Origin of the sequence: Streptomyces sp. NPDC102467, assembly GCF_044765445.1 — a bacterium.
Lineage (GTDB): Bacteria > Actinomycetota > Actinomycetes > Streptomycetales > Streptomycetaceae > Streptomyces.
This window is the reverse complement of the sequence record NZ_JBIWKA010000011.1, coordinates 93,716-108,369: the sequence shown is the minus strand read 5'-3', so window position 1 is coordinate 108,369 and position 14,654 is coordinate 93,716. Positions and strand designations below refer to the sequence as shown.

General features: G+C 69.2%; 15 protein-coding genes. 9 read left to right on the top strand and 6 right to left on the bottom strand.

What is annotated here, in order from left to right; all coding sequences use genetic code 11:
* Positions 1-26 precede the first annotated feature (26 nt).
* The 3 genes from ACIREE_RS23615 to ACIREE_RS23605 form a co-directional block, all read right to left on the bottom strand.
* Entirely contained in the window at positions 27-335 is a 309-nt protein-coding gene (locus ACIREE_RS23615; protein ID WP_404155450.1) for a small hydrophobic protein, read from the bottom strand.
* Between the two features lie 157 nt (positions 336-492).
* Entirely contained in the window at positions 493-861 is a 369-nt protein-coding gene (locus ACIREE_RS23610; RefSeq protein WP_404155447.1) for a peptidase inhibitor family I36 protein, read from the bottom strand.
* A 257-nt stretch (positions 862-1,118) separates the two neighbouring features.
* Entirely contained in the window at positions 1,119-2,729 is a 1,611-nt protein-coding gene (locus ACIREE_RS23605) for an MFS transporter (protein WP_404155444.1), read from the bottom strand.
* Positions 2,730-2,842: 113 nt separating this feature from the next.
* On the opposite strand from ACIREE_RS23605, the gene ACIREE_RS23600 reads away from it, so the two are divergent.
* From ACIREE_RS23600 to ACIREE_RS23570, 7 genes are all read left to right on the top strand, one after another.
* Positions 2,843-3,484, top strand: coding sequence for a TetR/AcrR family transcriptional regulator (locus ACIREE_RS23600; RefSeq protein WP_404155442.1), 642 nt, complete (start codon positions 2,843-2,845; stop codon positions 3,482-3,484).
* A gap of 193 nt (positions 3,485-3,677) precedes the next feature.
* Positions 3,678-4,889 carry an alpha/beta hydrolase gene (locus ACIREE_RS23595; RefSeq protein ID WP_404155439.1) on the top strand — a complete coding sequence of 404 codons (1,212 nt, stop codon included), beginning with the start codon at positions 3,678-3,680 and terminating at the stop codon, positions 4,887-4,889.
* A gap of 76 nt (positions 4,890-4,965) precedes the next feature.
* Positions 4,966-5,844, top strand: coding sequence for a DUF4429 domain-containing protein (locus tag ACIREE_RS23590; RefSeq protein WP_404155436.1), 879 nt, complete (start codon positions 4,966-4,968; stop codon positions 5,842-5,844).
* 142 nt (positions 5,845-5,986) lie between these two features.
* On the top strand, positions 5,987-7,369 hold the full coding sequence (locus ACIREE_RS23585; protein ID WP_404155433.1) for a sensor histidine kinase: 1,383 nt from the start codon (positions 5,987-5,989) through the stop codon (positions 7,367-7,369).
* 15 nt (positions 7,370-7,384) lie between these two features.
* Complete coding sequence (locus ACIREE_RS23580; RefSeq protein WP_404155430.1) at positions 7,385-8,059, top strand: response regulator; 675 nt, start codon at positions 7,385-7,387, stop codon at positions 8,057-8,059.
* A gap of 249 nt (positions 8,060-8,308) precedes the next feature.
* Positions 8,309-9,439, top strand: a complete 1,131-nt coding sequence (locus ACIREE_RS23575; protein WP_404155428.1) for an alpha/beta hydrolase — start codon at positions 8,309-8,311, stop codon at positions 9,437-9,439.
* The gene (locus tag ACIREE_RS23570) at positions 9,436-10,665 is read left to right on the top strand and encodes an acyltransferase (protein WP_404155426.1); all 1,230 of its coding nucleotides are present in this window, start codon (positions 9,436-9,438) and stop codon (positions 10,663-10,665) included. Before ACIREE_RS23575 ends, ACIREE_RS23570 begins: the two co-directional genes overlap by 4 nt.
* 201 nt (positions 10,666-10,866) lie before the next feature.
* Here the strand turns inward: ACIREE_RS23570 and ACIREE_RS23565 are convergent, their stop codons facing one another.
* Positions 10,867-11,910: an aldo/keto reductase gene (locus ACIREE_RS23565; RefSeq protein WP_404155423.1), complete on the bottom strand. Its 1,044-nt coding sequence runs from the start codon at positions 11,908-11,910 to the stop codon at positions 10,867-10,869.
* Positions 11,911-11,915: 5 nt separating this feature from the next.
* The gene (locus ACIREE_RS23560) at positions 11,916-12,398 is read right to left on the bottom strand and encodes a MerR family transcriptional regulator (RefSeq protein WP_404155420.1); all 483 of its coding nucleotides are present in this window, start codon (positions 12,396-12,398) and stop codon (positions 11,916-11,918) included.
* 95 nt (positions 12,399-12,493) lie between these two features.
* Between ACIREE_RS23560 and ACIREE_RS23555 the strand changes: the two genes are divergently transcribed.
* Both ACIREE_RS23555 and ACIREE_RS23550 read left to right on the top strand, forming a co-directional pair.
* Positions 12,494-12,961 (top strand): GNAT family N-acetyltransferase, encoded by a 468-nt coding sequence (locus ACIREE_RS23555; protein WP_404155418.1) that lies wholly within the window; start codon positions 12,494-12,496, stop codon positions 12,959-12,961.
* Between the two features lie 10 nt (positions 12,962-12,971).
* Entirely contained in the window at positions 12,972-13,781 is an 810-nt protein-coding gene (locus tag ACIREE_RS23550) for a serine hydrolase domain-containing protein (protein WP_404155415.1), read from the top strand.
* A gap of 128 nt (positions 13,782-13,909) precedes the next feature.
* Here the strand turns inward: ACIREE_RS23550 and ACIREE_RS23545 are convergent, their stop codons facing one another.
* A complete protein-coding gene (locus tag ACIREE_RS23545; RefSeq protein WP_404155413.1) occupies positions 13,910-14,575 on the bottom strand; it encodes a pirin family protein in 666 nt (221 codons plus the stop codon).
* Positions 14,576-14,654 lie beyond the last annotated feature (79 nt).

Sequence of the window (14,654 nt, the reverse complement as noted above, 5' to 3'; positions counted from 1 at the left end):
AAGCGGTCAGTCGCTCACACCCGGACTCAGAACAATCCGCCCGCGGCGGAGCCGGCCGCCGAGGCCAGCCCGACGATCGCGAGCAGGGTGTCGATCGCGCCGAGGACGACGGCGACCAGCGCCGGCATCGACCGAGTACCGGTCCAGCGTCGGCCCATGGCCAGCCAACCGCAGACCAGGGCGATCGGTCCCAGCACGATCCCCAGGGAGAAGAGCCCCACGATCGCGCAGATGAGTCCGATGATTCCGAGCGTCGCGCGGTCCGGCCCGCTCCGCGAACCTGTGCGGCTGCGTGAACGGGGGTGCTTGCGCGTGGTGTGTCCGAAGCCCGCCATCATCCCTCCTCGAGTTCGTCCGGACTCGGGCGATACATCGAGTACCCCGTCTAGCGCCGCCTATCGCACGCGGCTTCCACCCTCTCGCCCCTCTCCTGCCATCTCGCTTCTGTCATCTACCTTCTGTCATCTCCCCCAGAGCCTTCTGTGCCTTCTGTCATCTCTCCCAGACCTTGAACGCCCGTGCGCGGTAGGGCGATTCCGGTTCCCACGTACCGCTGCCGGGGTACGTCTGGAACTCCCCGGTCTCCGCGCAGTTGACGGACTGATACGTGGTGACGGGCCGGCCGGTGCGATTGGCCAGAGACGCCGCGCTGCTCCCCTCTGGCAGCGCGACGCAACTCTCGATGTCGATCCCGGCCAATTCGTACGTGTGCCGGGGCCCCTTGAACCCGGCCTTGCCCCACAGACAGAGCTCCCCCGCCGCGCAGCCACCGAGTGTCGGTGGCGCCGCCGCGGTGGCGAGGCCGGGTGTGAGAGCTGCCGCGGCAAGTGCGAATGCGACTGCGACTGCGGTCCTGGGCATAGACGTACGCATGTGATTCAACCCCCGTGTCATGTCGACCAGTTGCGTTCGCGACTGATCGCTTGCCTCACACTTTGGCCCGGAGGATCCGGTTCCGGGAAGGGCTGTCGAGCGACGTCACCCGGATAAGCGAAAGCCCCCGGATAGTTCCCCGGGGGCTTCCCTCACAAGAGCGGTTTGAGCGCCTTGTTCACGACTAAGGGCGACGCTGTCCCGCACCCATGAGCTGGGGCTTCGGACGCAGCGCCCGTCCGGCGTCAGATGTGCCCGACACCCGCTCCCGCCTCCGCGTTGGCGCCACGCTTGGTCAGCATCGCGACGACGATCGCGACGACCGCGACACCCGAGGCGACCAGGCAGGCCAGACTCATGCCGGAGATGAAGGTGTCGTGGGCGACACCCGTGATCTTCTCTGCGAGCCCGGCCGGCGTGCCGGGCGGCACCGGGGCGGCGCCGACCTGGACGGCCTCGGCCGCCTGGTCCAACTGGCTCGAGGAGAGCGGCGGCAACTTGGCGTCCGCCCAGTTGCCCGCGAGGTCGTTGTCCACCTTCGACGCCATGACGGCGCCGAGGACGGCGGTGCCGAGGCTGCCACCGATCTGCATGGCGGCCTGCTGAAGTCCGCCGGCGACGCCGGAGAGCTCCATCGGCGCGTTGCCCACGATGACTTCGGTGGCGCCCACCATCACGGGCGCGAGGCCGAGACCGAGCAGCCCGAACCAGACGGACATGATGCCGCTGCCGGTGCCCGCCTCCAGCGTGGACATGCCGTACATCGCGATGGCGGTGCACGCCATACCGCCCGCGAGCGGGATGCGCGGGCCGACCTTCGTGATCATCGCGCCCGCCAGCGGCGAGGCGACGATCATCATGCCGGTCAGCGGCAGCAGGTGCAGACCACTGTCGATCGGGCTCATGCCGTGCACGTTCTGCAGGTAGAAGGTGACGAAGAACAAGCCGCCCATGAACGCGATGGCCATGAGAACCATCAGCACCACACCGGCCGACAGCGGCACGGAGCGGAACAGGCCCAGCGGGATGAGCGGCTCGGCGACGCGGGTCTCCCAGAGCGCGAACAGCGCGAAGCACAGCACCGACGCGGCGAGGAACGTCCACGTCAAGCCGTCGCCCCAGCCCCACGCGGGTGCCTTGATGAGGGCCCAGACCAGACAGAACATCGCGCCGGACAGCAGCAGGATGCCGGCGATGTCGAAGGACCGCGGCGCGTTCTTCGCGCGGTGGTCGAGGAGGATGACGAGCCCGAGGATGAGAGCGAGAACGCCCACGGGGACGTTGATGAAGAAGACGGACTGCCAGCTGACGTGCTCCACGAGCACACCACCGAGGATCGGACCACCCGCGGTCGACGCACCGATCACCATGCCCCAGATGCCGATCGCCATGTTCAGCTTCTCGGCGGGGAAAGTGGCGCGCAGCAGGCCGAGCGCGGCGGGCATGAGCAGCGCGCCGAACAGCCCTTGGAGCACGCGGAACGTGACGACGAACGCGATGCTGTCGGACAGGCCGATGGCTCCCGAGGCGGCGGCGAAACCGACCACGCCTATGAGGAAGGTCTGCCGGTGCCCGAACCGGTCGCCGAGCTTGCCCGCGGTGATGAGCGTGACCGCGAGGGCGAGGAAGTAGCCGTTGGTGATCCACTGGACGTCGGCGAAGCTCGCGCCGAGGTCCTTCTGAATGGCCGGGTTGGCGATGGCGACGATGGTGCCGTCGAGGGCAACCATCATCACGCCGATCGCGACGGAGAAGAGGGTCAGCCAGGGATGGCCGCGCAGCCCCTTGGCCGGTGCCGGGACGGGATCGGGCTCCGGAACCCGGTCCGCCTTGTCGACAGTGGTCTGACTAGTCATGTGTTCGAGGCTAGTGACAGTCCCTGACAGTTGACAAAGCATTTCACAAGTCGGTAACTGTCACGTCGCTCACACTACTACTGTGGGGTGCACAAACAGCCTGAAAGAGGACCATGGCGACTCGATTGAACCTGCGTGAACTCAAGAAGCAGCGCACGCGAAACGCGTTGCTGCGCAGCGCACTTGAGCTCTTCACGTCCCAGGGGTTCGACCGCACCACGGTCGACGAGATCGCCGAGGCCTGCGAGGTCTCCCAGCGCACCTTCTTCCGTTACTTCGCGAACAAGGAAGAGGCCGCTTTCGCCGTACAGGACATGGTGGAGTCCCGTTTCGTCACCGCACTACGGGAACGCCCGGCACAGGAGAGCCCATTCGAGGCGCTGCGCCACACGGTGCTCGGCACTTGGGAGGCCCTGAGTCGCTCGGTGGAGGAAGTCATCCCGGCCGAACTCCACATGCGCACCTACCAGATGATCGAGTCGACCCCCTCGTTGCTGGCCGCACATCTGCGCCGCTCCACCGAGCTGGACGAGCAGGTCGCGCGTGTGATCGCCGAGCGGGAAGGGCTCGACGTGGACACCGACCCCCGGCCACGCGTGGCGGTGGCCGCGTTCAGTGGCGTGATGCGGATGACAGGGCGCTTGTGGGGCGCTGGTGAGGACGCGAGCATCGACGCCATCCGCGCCCTCACCGAGGCGTATCTCGACCACCTGAAACCGTCACTGAGCGAGCGATGGAGTGATGACCGAGCGTGAGCGACGTGGGCGTCATCGCGTGATCCCGGTCGCACGCCCGCGCATGTAGGGCGCTTCAACTCCCTACGCGCCCTTACGTAGCGTGAAGGCTTGACTGCAACTGCGCCCGCTTTTACCCAAATACCCGGCTGAAAACGTGATGTGTCTCACCCGCCGCACGGAGCCCCGTGCGCTTCTCCTAGGGTGTCCCGCAGTGACTTCCTTCGACTCGACTCCGCAACTCAACGTTTGGCGCGCACTGCTTGCGCTGTCCGTCGTGTTCGTCATGCTGGCGACCACCGGCTGGACGGCAGTGCAACAGCACCGGGGCGGCACCTCGCCGCTTCAGTCCGCACTCTCCGCATGGGAGCACGGCAGCCTGAACGGGCATGCTCTGCCCGCGCCCGACGGTTCCCCCACCCGCCTCACGCACTTCTTCGCCTCGCTGCCGCCTCATCAGCGCAGTCGGCTCGTCGACCGCTACCCGCTCGCGGTCGGCAACATGAACGGCGCACCGGTCGAGCTGCGCTACCGCGCCAATCGCATCGCCCTCGACCAAGCCCGCAAGGTCGAGGCGAAGCGCGTGCACGACGTCCGGCTCTCCACCCTCGGCCACAGCGACGCCAAGCAGCGCATGAAGCGCTTCGCGCTGCTGGCCAACCCGGACCGCAAGATCCTCGCCTTCGACCCCATGGGCAACGGCCGGGTCGCCGAGGTCTTCGGCGATCTCGACAAGGCGCAGCGCGTCTCCGTCGTGGTGCCGGGCGTCGACACGAATGTGCTGACGTTCCAGCGCACATTCCGCAAATACTCCGCTCCCGTGGGCATGGCCCGCTCGCTGTACGACGCCGAGCGCACGGCGAGTCCCCACACCCGCACCGCGGTCATCGCCTGGGCCGACTACACGGCCCCGATCGGCCTCGGCGTGGATGCCGCCACGGCGATGCGTGCCGACGACGGCTCCGTCCGGCTCAACGCGATGCTGCGCGGCCTGCCCGGTCGCTCCCCCGTCGCCCTGTACTGCCACAGCTACGGCTCCGTGGTGTGCGGAGTGGCCGCGCGCCACCTCCCCTCGCGGGTCAGTGACATCGCGGTGGCCGGCAGTCCGGGCATGCGTGCGGAGAACGCTTCGGGTCTGGGCACCCACGCGCGCGTATGGGCCACCCGCGACAAGGACGACTGGATCCAGGACGTGCCGTACATGGAGGTGGGCGGCCTCGGACACGGCGCCGACCCGGTCTCCTCCGGCTTCGGCGCGCGGGTCGTGTCCTCAGCAGATGCCAAGGGCCACACCGGTTACTTCGTACCGGGCACCGAGAGCCTCAGTAACTTCGCCGAGATCGGGACTGGCGCGTACCGATCGGTGCGCTGTGCGGACGCGAATCAGCACTGTCGGGAGGGTTTTTCCGGTAGTGCCTCTGCCTGACGCGCGTAGAAATCGGTGAAACAGTGGTCCGACGCAACAGGCGACGGAGGCGCATGTGCCGCATACGATGAGCCGCATGGGTGACGTACTGGCCGGATTTCATGCCGCCTGGGAGTTCGAGTCCGACTCCGTGCTCATCCGCTTCGAACGGGGGATCCGCACGCCGAAGCTCCTTCAGGTGCTCGGTGAGCGACGCATCCCGCTGGAAGCGATCGCGGCGGTGACTCTGACTCCTGGCAAGCGCGGGACGGTAGTCCTGCACGCCGTGCCGAGACCGGGTGTCGATCCACTGATGGACGCCGCGGCGGGCCAGCTCAAGGAGGGCAGCGACCCGTACCGCCTGGTACTGCCCGCCGAGCGCGAGACGCTTGCGGAGTACTACGCGGACGAACTGCGCGGCAAGCTCGTGGCCGACGAGGACATCTGGCCGGACGGGTATCTGGTGGCGCCGCCCGAGGCCCCACTGCAGTTCAAGGCGTACGACGGCAAGGCCTCCTTCGACGGGGCGTCGGTCTCCTTTCGCTGGTTCTGGACGGGTGCCTCGTCCGCGAAGTGGAAGGCCGGGGACAAGACGTTCCCGGTCGCCGATCTGAGCGGCGTGGAGTGGCGCTCCCCCGAGCTGTTCGAGGGACATCTGCGCCTCCTGCCCCGCGATTCGGTCGACGGTCAGCCGGGACAGGCCGACCAGGATCCGGCCGCTGTGGTCTTCGGACTCGGCTACGGGCCGGTGCACGAGTCATTGCCCTTCGCCGCCTCTGTGCTCGCCGCCGCACGGTCCACGAGTCCCGCTCCCTCGCCGGGCGGACAACTGCGCGCCGAGTCCGCACCGTCCGGGCGCCGTGACCCGGCGGACATCGCCGACCGCATCCGCCACCTCGGCGAGCTGCACCAGGCGGGCCTGGTCACGGACGCGGAGTTCACGACGAAGAAGGCCGAGCTGCTCGCGGAGCTGTGACAGCCGGGGACGCCGCCGTGGGTACGCAGCCGAGGCACGCAGCCGGGGTACGCAGCCGACCGGCGATACCTGGGTATGAGGTGCGGTTGAGCACCACGGTATGACGGCACGCGCTGTGCTCATTGCCTACGCTGATCTGGCCATGAGCACTCCACCTCCCCCCGACCATGCGCCCCGAACGCCGGACGAAGGCTCCGGCCGAGCGGGGCGGCGGCGTACCTCCGATGAGCCGGCACGCGATCCGCGCCGTATGCGCGACAGGCTGGCCGCGGCAGGCGCGGCGCTCACGGTCGCCGTGGGTGGCGACCGCTCCGAGCCGCTGCTGGCTCAAGCACCCAAGCGCTGGATGCGGCTGCTGCCGTATCTGATCGCCCTGGGCTTCATCGTGGTGCTCATCCCGGTCACGACGCAGGTGTTGTCGAATGATTACGGAGTCAACGGCGGCCTCGCCGGCGCCATCGGTGTCGCGCAGTCCGCCCCCCTGCTTCTCGCGGTCAGTCGTCCGCTGACCGCCTGGTACATCACGATCGCCGCCACTGTGCTGGGCACCATCCCTGTCCTTCAGGGCGACGCCCATCATCCGTCGCCGTGGACGCCCATGGTCGTCGTGGGCTACGTGGTGCTGTGCATCACCCTGGCGCTGCGAGAGAGCCGCCGTACTCTCGTCGGCATCTGGCTGGTCACCGTTTTCACCAGCATCGTTCTGGGTCTCTTCCGCGACAGGACCAGCCAGGACACGGGTGTTCTCCTCATCGTCCTCAGCGGCGGAGTACTGCTGTTGGGTGCCCTGTTGAGAGAGCGCGGCGAGACACGGCGCAAGCTCGTCGAGCAGGAGACGATCAGCGAGGCCGAGCGGACCCGCCGCACGCTGCTGGAGGAGCGAGCCAGAATCGCCCGCGAGTTGCATGACGTCGTGGCCCATCACATGTCGGTGATCACGGTGCAGGCGGACTCCGCGCCCTACCGGTTGCAAGGCCTGACCGGCGAGACGCGCGCGGAGTTCGAGTCCATCGCCGCGGGCGCGCGCGAGTCGCTGACGGAGATGCGGCGTCTCCTGGTCGTACTGCGCAGCGAGGGCGCACAGGGCGATCTGACGCCCCAGCCGGGCCTCGCGCACCTGCGACAGTTGGTGGAGGCGACGATACGAGGTGGCGTTCCGGCCGAGCTGTCGTATCCAGAACTGGCGCTCGTCGGGCAACTTGCTGATGTGCCGCCGGCGGTGGACCTCTCCGCGTATCGCATCGTGCAGGAAGCACTCGCGAACGTGGTGCGGCACGCCCCCGGCGCGCGAGCGCAGATCTCGGTCGGCCTGGACGACGCCGCCCTGCTCCTGATCGTGGTCAACGGGCCGGCTCGGGAGCCCACTTCCCCCATCGAGTCCGCCGGTACGGGACACGGCCTGGTGGGGATGCGCGAGCGCGTACGGTTGGTCGGCGGCACATTGGACGTGGGTCCGCTGCCCGACGGAGGCTTCCGTGTCGCAGCCCGGCTCCCGCTCGATGTGTCCGACTCCCCCTCGGCGTAAAGGACTTCTGCGCGCATGACCATTCGCGTGATCATCGTCGACGACCAGAGCATGGTGCGGGCGGGCTTCGCCGCGCTGCTGTCCGCGCAGGCCGACATCGACGTCGTGGGCGAGGCCCCGGACGGCAGACAGGGTGTCGACATGAGCCGGTCCACACATCCCGATGTGGTCCTCATGGATGTCCGGATGCCCGAGATGGACGGACTGGCTGCGACGCGCGAGCTGCTGGATCCGCCGCGGGGCGTGGTGCACCGACCCAAGGTCCTCATGCTCACCACGTTCGACGTGGACGACTATGTGTATGCGGCGCTACGCGCGGGCGCATCCGGCTTTCTGCTCAAGGACGCGCCGCCCACCGATCTGATCTCCGCGGTACGCGTCGTCGCGGCCGGGGAAGCGCTGCTCGCGCCGACGGTCACCAAGCGTCTCATCGAGGACTTCGCCAAGACACGGCCGGCCCGCAGAGATCGTTCCCCTCGGCTCAAGAGTCTGACCCCCCGCGAGGTGGAAGTTCTGGAGCTGATCGCGCGCGGTCTCTCCAACCAGGAGATCGCACAGAAGCTGGTCCTGGCCGAGCAGACCGTGAAGACTCATATCGGCCGAGTACTGGCGAAGTTGGGGCTGCGCGATCGTGCACAGACCGTGATTTTCGCCTACGAGTCCGGGCTCATCACGCCCGGCGACCAGTGACACCCGGTACCTGAGTACTGATTCGCCCGACGCGCGCCGCGCATCCCGGTCGGCGTTGTCCCGGGCAATGCCCCCAGTAGCACGGCATCTTGTGAGATCAGCGGCGTGCGTCCGTGCCACCCCCTACTGCGGTATGAGGTGTCAATACCCAGGTATCAGCTGCGAGTTGGCTCCGCAGTGTGACGTGCCGACCCAAGCCGGCTTTCTACCTTCCCCTCGTCAAGTCAACGGACGAAGGGGAGACGGGCGATGGGCCTGGGTTCATGGAAACGACGCGGCCGCCGCACTTTGGTCGCCGCCGCGCTCACGACGACGATTGTCGCGGGCACCGCAGGCTGGGCCTCGGGGCATGAGCAGCATCCGCTCACGGGCCCGCCCCCGGGAGTGGCGTCCTGGCGCGCGGACGGCATGCTGGGCAGAGCCCTGCCTGACCCCGAGGCAGTCAGCCCCTCGCACCTGGCGGCCTTCTTCCGCGGGTTGAGCGCGACGGAGCAGCACGAGCTGGCCGTCCGGCACCCGTCGGTCGTGGGCAACCTGGACGGCGCGCCGATCCCCTTGCGCTACGAGGCGAACGCGCTGGCTTTGCGTGCCGAGAAGCGCCGGGCCCGGAGAGACGCGCGGAACACGACCCTGACCCCGCAGGCACGGGCGGCGGCGCGCGCTCTCGCCGAGCGCTGCTCAGATCTGCTCGCCCACGACCGTCGGATACTCGCCTTCGACCCGCGGGGCCGGGGGCAAGTAGCCGAGGTCTATGGGGACTTGAGCGCGGCCGGTCATGTCTCCGTAGTCGTTCCGGGCTCGGACATCGATCTGGGTTCGTTCGACCGGGCCAAGGACGAGTACGGGACACCCACCGGAATGGCGAAGTCCTTGTACGCGGCGGCGCGTGGACGTACGGCCGTGGTGGCGTGGGTGGGGTACACCACTCCGGTCGGGCTCGGCCCGGACGCCGCCACCGGCCGGCTCGCCCAGGCGGGAGCGCCCCGTCTGACCCGCTTCGCACAGGGCCTCACCGCCGCGGGCGCACCGAAGCCGACCGTCTTCTGTCACAGCTACGGGTCGGTGGTGTGCGGGCTCGCCGCCGCCCGGCTGCCCGCATCGGATCTGGTGGTGTTCGGGTCTCCGGGGCTGCGCGCGGACAGCGTGTCCGATCTGCACACCCGGGCCCGTGTGTGGGCGGCGAAAGACGACAGCGACTGGATCTCCAAAGTGCCCCATGTCGAGCTGCTCGGCCTGGGGCACGGAGCCGACCCCACCGATCCCTCCTTCGGGGCCCGGCGGGTGCCCGCCGAGCGCGCGCAGGGCCACACCGGCTATTTCGCGCCCGGCACGGATTCACTGCGGGCCTTCACCGACATCGCCATCGGAGCGTCCTCATGACCCTCGCCACTGTGCGGGCTTCCGCCGCCTCGGCTGTCGCCACTATCGACGCCAGAACTCCGGCCCACCGGGACCGGGCGGTCGACGGGCTGCGGGCCCTGGCCCTGCTCGCCGTTCCGACCGGGCACTGGCTCCTCGGCGGGTTCACCGTGGACACCCAGGGTGCCCTGCACAATGCGAGTCCGCTGTCCGCGTTCGGCTTCTTCGCCCCGCTGAGCTGGGTGCTGCAGATGCTCGGCGTCTTCTTCCTCGTGGGTGGCTACGCGTCGGTCCTGTCGTACCGCCGGGCGCAGGAGCGAGGTACATCGACGGCCCGCTGGCTGCGCGGCCGACTGGTCCGGCTGGGCCGTCCGGTTCTGGGGGTGACGGCGGTCTGGGCCGCGGTGATTCCGGTGCTGTACGCCCTCGGAGTGCCGGGGACGACGTTGCGGACCGGCTCCACTCTGGTGATACAGCCTCTCTGGTTCGTCGGCGTCTACACCGTGGTCACCGCGCTCACGCCCTGGTGCATACGGGCCTCCCGCAGGCTGGGCGGCTGGGCGGCGGCACCGCTCCTGGGTTCGGTCGCCGCTGTCGACTTCCTTCGGTACGGGCCCTTCGCCCAGTCGATGCCGTCCTGGCTGAGTCTGCTGAATCTGCTGCCGGGCTGGATGTTCGCCTACCAACTGGGCGTCTGTTGGGGCGAGAAGAGGCTGGGCAGGCGTGGCGCATGGGTACTGCTTGTCGGCGGGGCGGTGCTGTTCGCGGCACTCCTGGTCGTCTTCCACTACCCCACGTCGATGGTCGGGGTACCGGGCGCGGAACGGACCAACTCCCATCCGCCATCGCTTCTGGTCCTCGCCCTGGCAGCCGCGCAGAGCGGCACCGCGATGCTGCTCCGGGACCGTATCGGCCGTCTGTTGCGCCGGCCCGTGTTGTGGGCGCCGGTCGTGGTGATCAACCTGTCGGCAATGACCATCCTGTGCTGGCACCAGACGGCGATGCTGGCGGCGGCGGTCCCCGCGTCCTTCGCCGGGGCGATACCGGGCTTGACGGCGGCGCCGGACACACTGGCCTGGATAGCGGCCCGCCTCGCGTGGCTGCCGCTGTTCGCGGCTCTGCTTGCCTTGACAGGCCGCTACGCGCGGGGCTTCGAATCGCCCTGGAAGCAGGCGAGCCGGGGGCGGCGGGCCCTGGCCGGGCTGCTCGCCGCCGGATTCACGGTGTTCGCGCTGGGGCTGGCGTGACGGGCCACCGCAAGCCTCACGGTCGTCCGAGGCGGACAGCCAGGACCGCGAGGGCGAGCCGGGGCCAGTCCGACCGAACGGGCCGCATACCGGGTGCGCACGATGGGCGGCGGACGCCGACAGGACGGGGCAGCGCACGTTCCTCGCCCTCTGCGGCCGGGCTCCCGACGACGGTCTGCCGTCGGGGCTCCGGCTCCGCGACTACTCGCGGCCCGCCGACGTGAAGGCCATGTCGGCGTAGCGGTCACCGGACACCTGGGAAGCGATCGGTTCGAGGAGCGCCAGGTCTTCGTCGGTGAGGGCGATGCGGGTCGCCGCGGTGTTCTCCTCGACCCGGCCGCGCTTGCGGGTGCCGGGGATCGGGACGACGGCGAGACCGAAGGGCTCCGACTGCCGTTGCACCCAGGCGAGGGCGATCTGGCCGAGGGAGGCGCCGTGCGCGTCGGCGACCTTGCGGACCGGTTCGAGAAGGGCCGCGTTGACGGCGGCGTTGTCGCCGGTGAACCGGGGCTGCTGGCGGCGGAAGTCGTCCGCGGACAACTCCTTGTCGGCGCTGACGAAGGCACCGGTGAGGAAGCCGCGTCCGAGCGGCGAATAGGGGACGAGCGCGACGCCGAGCTCCGCGGCGGCCGGCACCACCGACCGCTCGATGTCGCGGCTGAACAGCGACCACTCGGACTGGACGGCCGCGATCGGGTGGACGGCCTGCGCGGCGCGCAGTTCGTCGGCGGTGACCTCGCTGAGGCCCAGGTGCTTGACCTTGCCGGCGGCGACGAGTTCGGCCATCGCGCCGACCGTCTCCTCGATGGGCACCTTCGGGTCCCGGCGGTGCATGTAGTACAGGTCGACCGAGTCGACGGCCAGGCGCTGGAGGCTGGCGTCGATGCAGGTCCGAATGTAAGCGGGGTCGTTGTTGATGATGCGCTTGTACGGGTCACCGGGATCGGTCCCGATGGCGAACTTGGTGGCCAGGACGATCTCGTCCCGGTGCGCCTTGACGAAAGGAGCCAGAAACTTCTCGTTCTCTCCGGCGGCGTAGGCGTCGGCGGTGTCGTACAGGGTGACGCCGAGTTCCAGAGACCGCTCCAGGGTGGCTCGCGCCTCGTCGGCGTCCGTCGGACCGTAGGCCCAGCTCATGCCCATGCAGCCCAGGCCCTGAATGCCCACCACGGGCCCGTTGTTTCCCAACTCAACAGTGGAAATGCGCTCTTCGCTCACCTGCGAGGTCGGTTCCGTGCCGGTCATGCGGTTCAGTTCCTCTCCGACGCCTGGTGGGCGCCCGCATAGAAGTTGATCTTGTGGTCGAGCACGCCCAGGGTGTCCTGAAGTTCGGCCATCCGGTTCAGGACGTCGCGGCGGGTCGACTCGAGGAGTTCCCGCCGCTCCTCGAAGGTCTGCTCGCCCAGGCGGATGAGTTCGGCGTAGCGGACCATGTGGGCGACCGGCATGCCGGTGAGCCGCAGCTTGCCGACGAAGGCGAGCCAGTCCAGGTCGCGGTTGCTGTAGCGGCGCTGGCCGGTGTGTGAGCGGTCGACATCGGGCATCAGGCCGATGCGCTCGTACCAGCGCAGGGTGTGCGCGGTCAGTCCGGTGAAGGCGACGACCTCACTGATCGTGTACCGGTCCTGGCCGTCCGGAAGCGGATGGGCACTCGGCGCCGAGGCACAGTCGTCGACCTTGGTCCGGTCGGCGTCGGTCCGGGTGGATGCGGGCGTGGTCTCCATCACCGTCATGACCCCCACGCTAGAACCTTGGAGTGCGCTCCAAGCAAGCAATCGCGGGGAATTCCTGGCGACAGCCAGGCGGCGCTCCCACTACGGTGCGGATCATGCCTCTCGTCCGCCGTGCCGTCCCTGAGGACGCCGAAGAGCTGGTCCGGCTGCGCAAGATCATGCTCGACTCGATGAGCCCCAGTACCGATGTGAGCTGGCAGCCGGTCACGATCGAGGCGCTGCGCGACCATCTCGCCGTCCCAGACGGAGAGTTGGCCGCGTTCGTCATCGACGCTCCAGCAGGCGGCGGGCGTCTCGCGGCCTGCGCGACGGGGACCATCCACCGCGGTCTGGGTGGCCCGGGCAACCCCTCCGGCACCTCCGGGCACGTCTTCAACGTGTGCACCGACCCGGAGCACCGGCGCATGGGCCTTTCGCGAGCCTGCATGGAGGCACTCCTGGGCTGGTACCGGGAGCGCGGTGTACGCCGGATCGATCTGCACGCGACGGCGCAGGGCGAACCGTTGTACACGTCTCTCGGGTTCGCCCGCACCCCCGCGCCCGCGATGAGGCTGACGCTTTAGGCTCGTAGGTATGCAGAGCCTCGCGTTGATCGAGAACTGGCCGGTCCCGACCGCCGCCGCAGCCGTCGTCCGGGCGGACGGCACGGTGTTGGGCACGCGCGGACCCACGGCCCATCGTTTTCCGCTGGCCTCGGTCACCAAGCCGCTCGCGGCCTATGCGGCGCTCGTCGCGTATGAGGAAGGGGCGATCGAGCTCGACGAGCCGGCCGGCCCGGAGGGGTCCACGGTGCGGCATCTGCTGGCGCACACCAGTGGCCTCGCCTTCGACGAGCACAGGACGACCTCGGCGCCCGGGACGCGGAGGCTGTACTCGAACGCGGGCTTCGAGGTCCTCGGGGACCACATCGCGAAGGCGGCGGACATTCCGTTCGCCGAGTATCTGCGTCAGGCCGTGCTCGAGCCTCTCGGGATGACCGCGACCACGATGGACGGCTCGCCCGCCAAGGACGGGGTGTCGACGGTGGACGATCTGGTGCGGTTCGCCGCCGAGGTGCAGGCCCCGCGGCTGCTCGACCCGCGGACCGTGGCCGAGGCGATGACGGTGCAGTACCCGGGAACGAAGGGCGTCCTGCCGGGGTACGGACACCAGAACCCGAACGACTGGGGACTCGGGTTCGAGATCCGGGACCACAAGTCGCCGCACTGGACCGGGAGTTCGTCGTCGCCTCGGACGTTCGGGCATTTCGGGCAGTCCGGCACGTTCTTGTGGGCGGACCCCGCGGCCGGGGTTGCGTGTGTCGCACTGACGGATCGGGCGTTCGGGCCTTGGGCGGCCGAGGTCTGGCCGCCGTTCACCGACGCGGTGCTCGCGGAGATCTGACCGGGCCGCGCCGAGCCGCGAGCTGTGGCCTGGCCGGGCCGCCCCGGCCACAGCGGCCTGGCCACAGCAACCCGTCCCCGGCACCCCCGCACCCAGCGCGCCAGCACCCCGCACCCAGCGCCCCGGTGTCAGCCGTTCATCTCCCAGATCAGCACCTGCGCGCGCGTGGTGGCCAGCACTTCGGGACCGACCGGTTCGGTGACGCGAGCGGCGTCGCCCGGCCTCAACTCCGCGTCGCCCAAGCGCACTTCTCCGTGCACTACGTGCAGGTAGACGTAGGGGGCGGTGGGCAGTTCGGTGCGCTCGCCCTCCGCCAGGCGCCGCACATGGAGCATGGCGTCTGCCGCGGGAACGTCGTAGGGGGTCGAGTCGGCGATGCCGTGCACCACTTCGTAGGCGGGGTCGCCGCCCGGGTCGCTGGGGGCCAGCCACATCTGAACGAAGGTGAGGGGTTCGACGCCGTCGTTGCGCTCGACGTGGCGGACGCCGCCGCCGGCGCTCAGGCGCTGGACATCGCCGGGCCGCACGACCGACTCGTGCCCTGCCGAGTCGCGGTGGGTGAGTTCGCCGGAGACGACCCAGGTGACGATCTCGGTGTGACTGTGGGGGTGTTCGTCGAAGCCGGCGCCGGGAGCCAGATGTTCCTCGTTGCAGGCGAGGATCGCGCCGAAGCGCAGATTGTCCGGGTCGTAGTGCCGGCCGAAGGAGAACGCGTGGAGGGACTCGATCCCCGCATCGGGTTCGCCGCCGGGGTACCGGTCGTCGGAACGGCGTACATCAATCACGCGATACACGGTATCCGTCGTCTCCGGCCGCCGTTTCCAGCCGTCTTTTCCTGCCGCCCGCCGCGGTCACCTCGGACCCTCCACTCCG

Bases quoted from the DNA above. Each gene is read 5' to 3' on its own strand.
- ACIREE_RS23555 (WP_404155418.1), top strand. From the start codon at position 12,494: ATGCCTCTCGTCCGCCGTGCCGTCCCTGAGGACGCCGAAGAGCTGGTC.
- ACIREE_RS23580 (WP_404155430.1), top strand. From the start codon at position 7,385: ATGACCATTCGCGTGATCATCGTCGACGACCAGAGCATGGTGCGGGCG.
- ACIREE_RS23575 (WP_404155428.1), top strand. From the start codon at position 8,309: ATGGGCCTGGGTTCATGGAAACGACGCGGCCGCCGCACTTTGGTCGCC.
- ACIREE_RS23550 (WP_404155415.1), top strand. From the start codon at position 12,972: ATGCAGAGCCTCGCGTTGATCGAGAACTGGCCGGTCCCGACCGCCGCC.
- ACIREE_RS23590 (WP_404155436.1), top strand. From the start codon at position 4,966: ATGGGTGACGTACTGGCCGGATTTCATGCCGCCTGGGAGTTCGAGTCC.
- ACIREE_RS23585 (WP_404155433.1), top strand. From the start codon at position 5,987: ATGAGCACTCCACCTCCCCCCGACCATGCGCCCCGAACGCCGGACGAA.
- ACIREE_RS23560 (WP_404155420.1), bottom strand. From the start codon at position 12,398: ATGACGGTGATGGAGACCACGCCCGCATCCACCCGGACCGACGCCGAC.
- ACIREE_RS23565 (WP_404155423.1), bottom strand. From the start codon at position 11,910: ATGACCGGCACGGAACCGACCTCGCAGGTGAGCGAAGAGCGCATTTCC.
- ACIREE_RS23605 (WP_404155444.1), bottom strand. From the start codon at position 2,729: ATGACTAGTCAGACCACTGTCGACAAGGCGGACCGGGTTCCGGAGCCC.
- ACIREE_RS23610 (WP_404155447.1), bottom strand. From the start codon at position 861: ATGCCCAGGACCGCAGTCGCAGTCGCATTCGCACTTGCCGCGGCAGCT.
- ACIREE_RS23570 (WP_404155426.1), top strand. From the start codon at position 9,436: ATGACCCTCGCCACTGTGCGGGCTTCCGCCGCCTCGGCTGTCGCCACT.
- ACIREE_RS23600 (WP_404155442.1), top strand. From the start codon at position 2,843: ATGGCGACTCGATTGAACCTGCGTGAACTCAAGAAGCAGCGCACGCGA.
- ACIREE_RS23615 (WP_404155450.1), bottom strand. From the start codon at position 335: ATGGCGGGCTTCGGACACACCACGCGCAAGCACCCCCGTTCACGCAGC.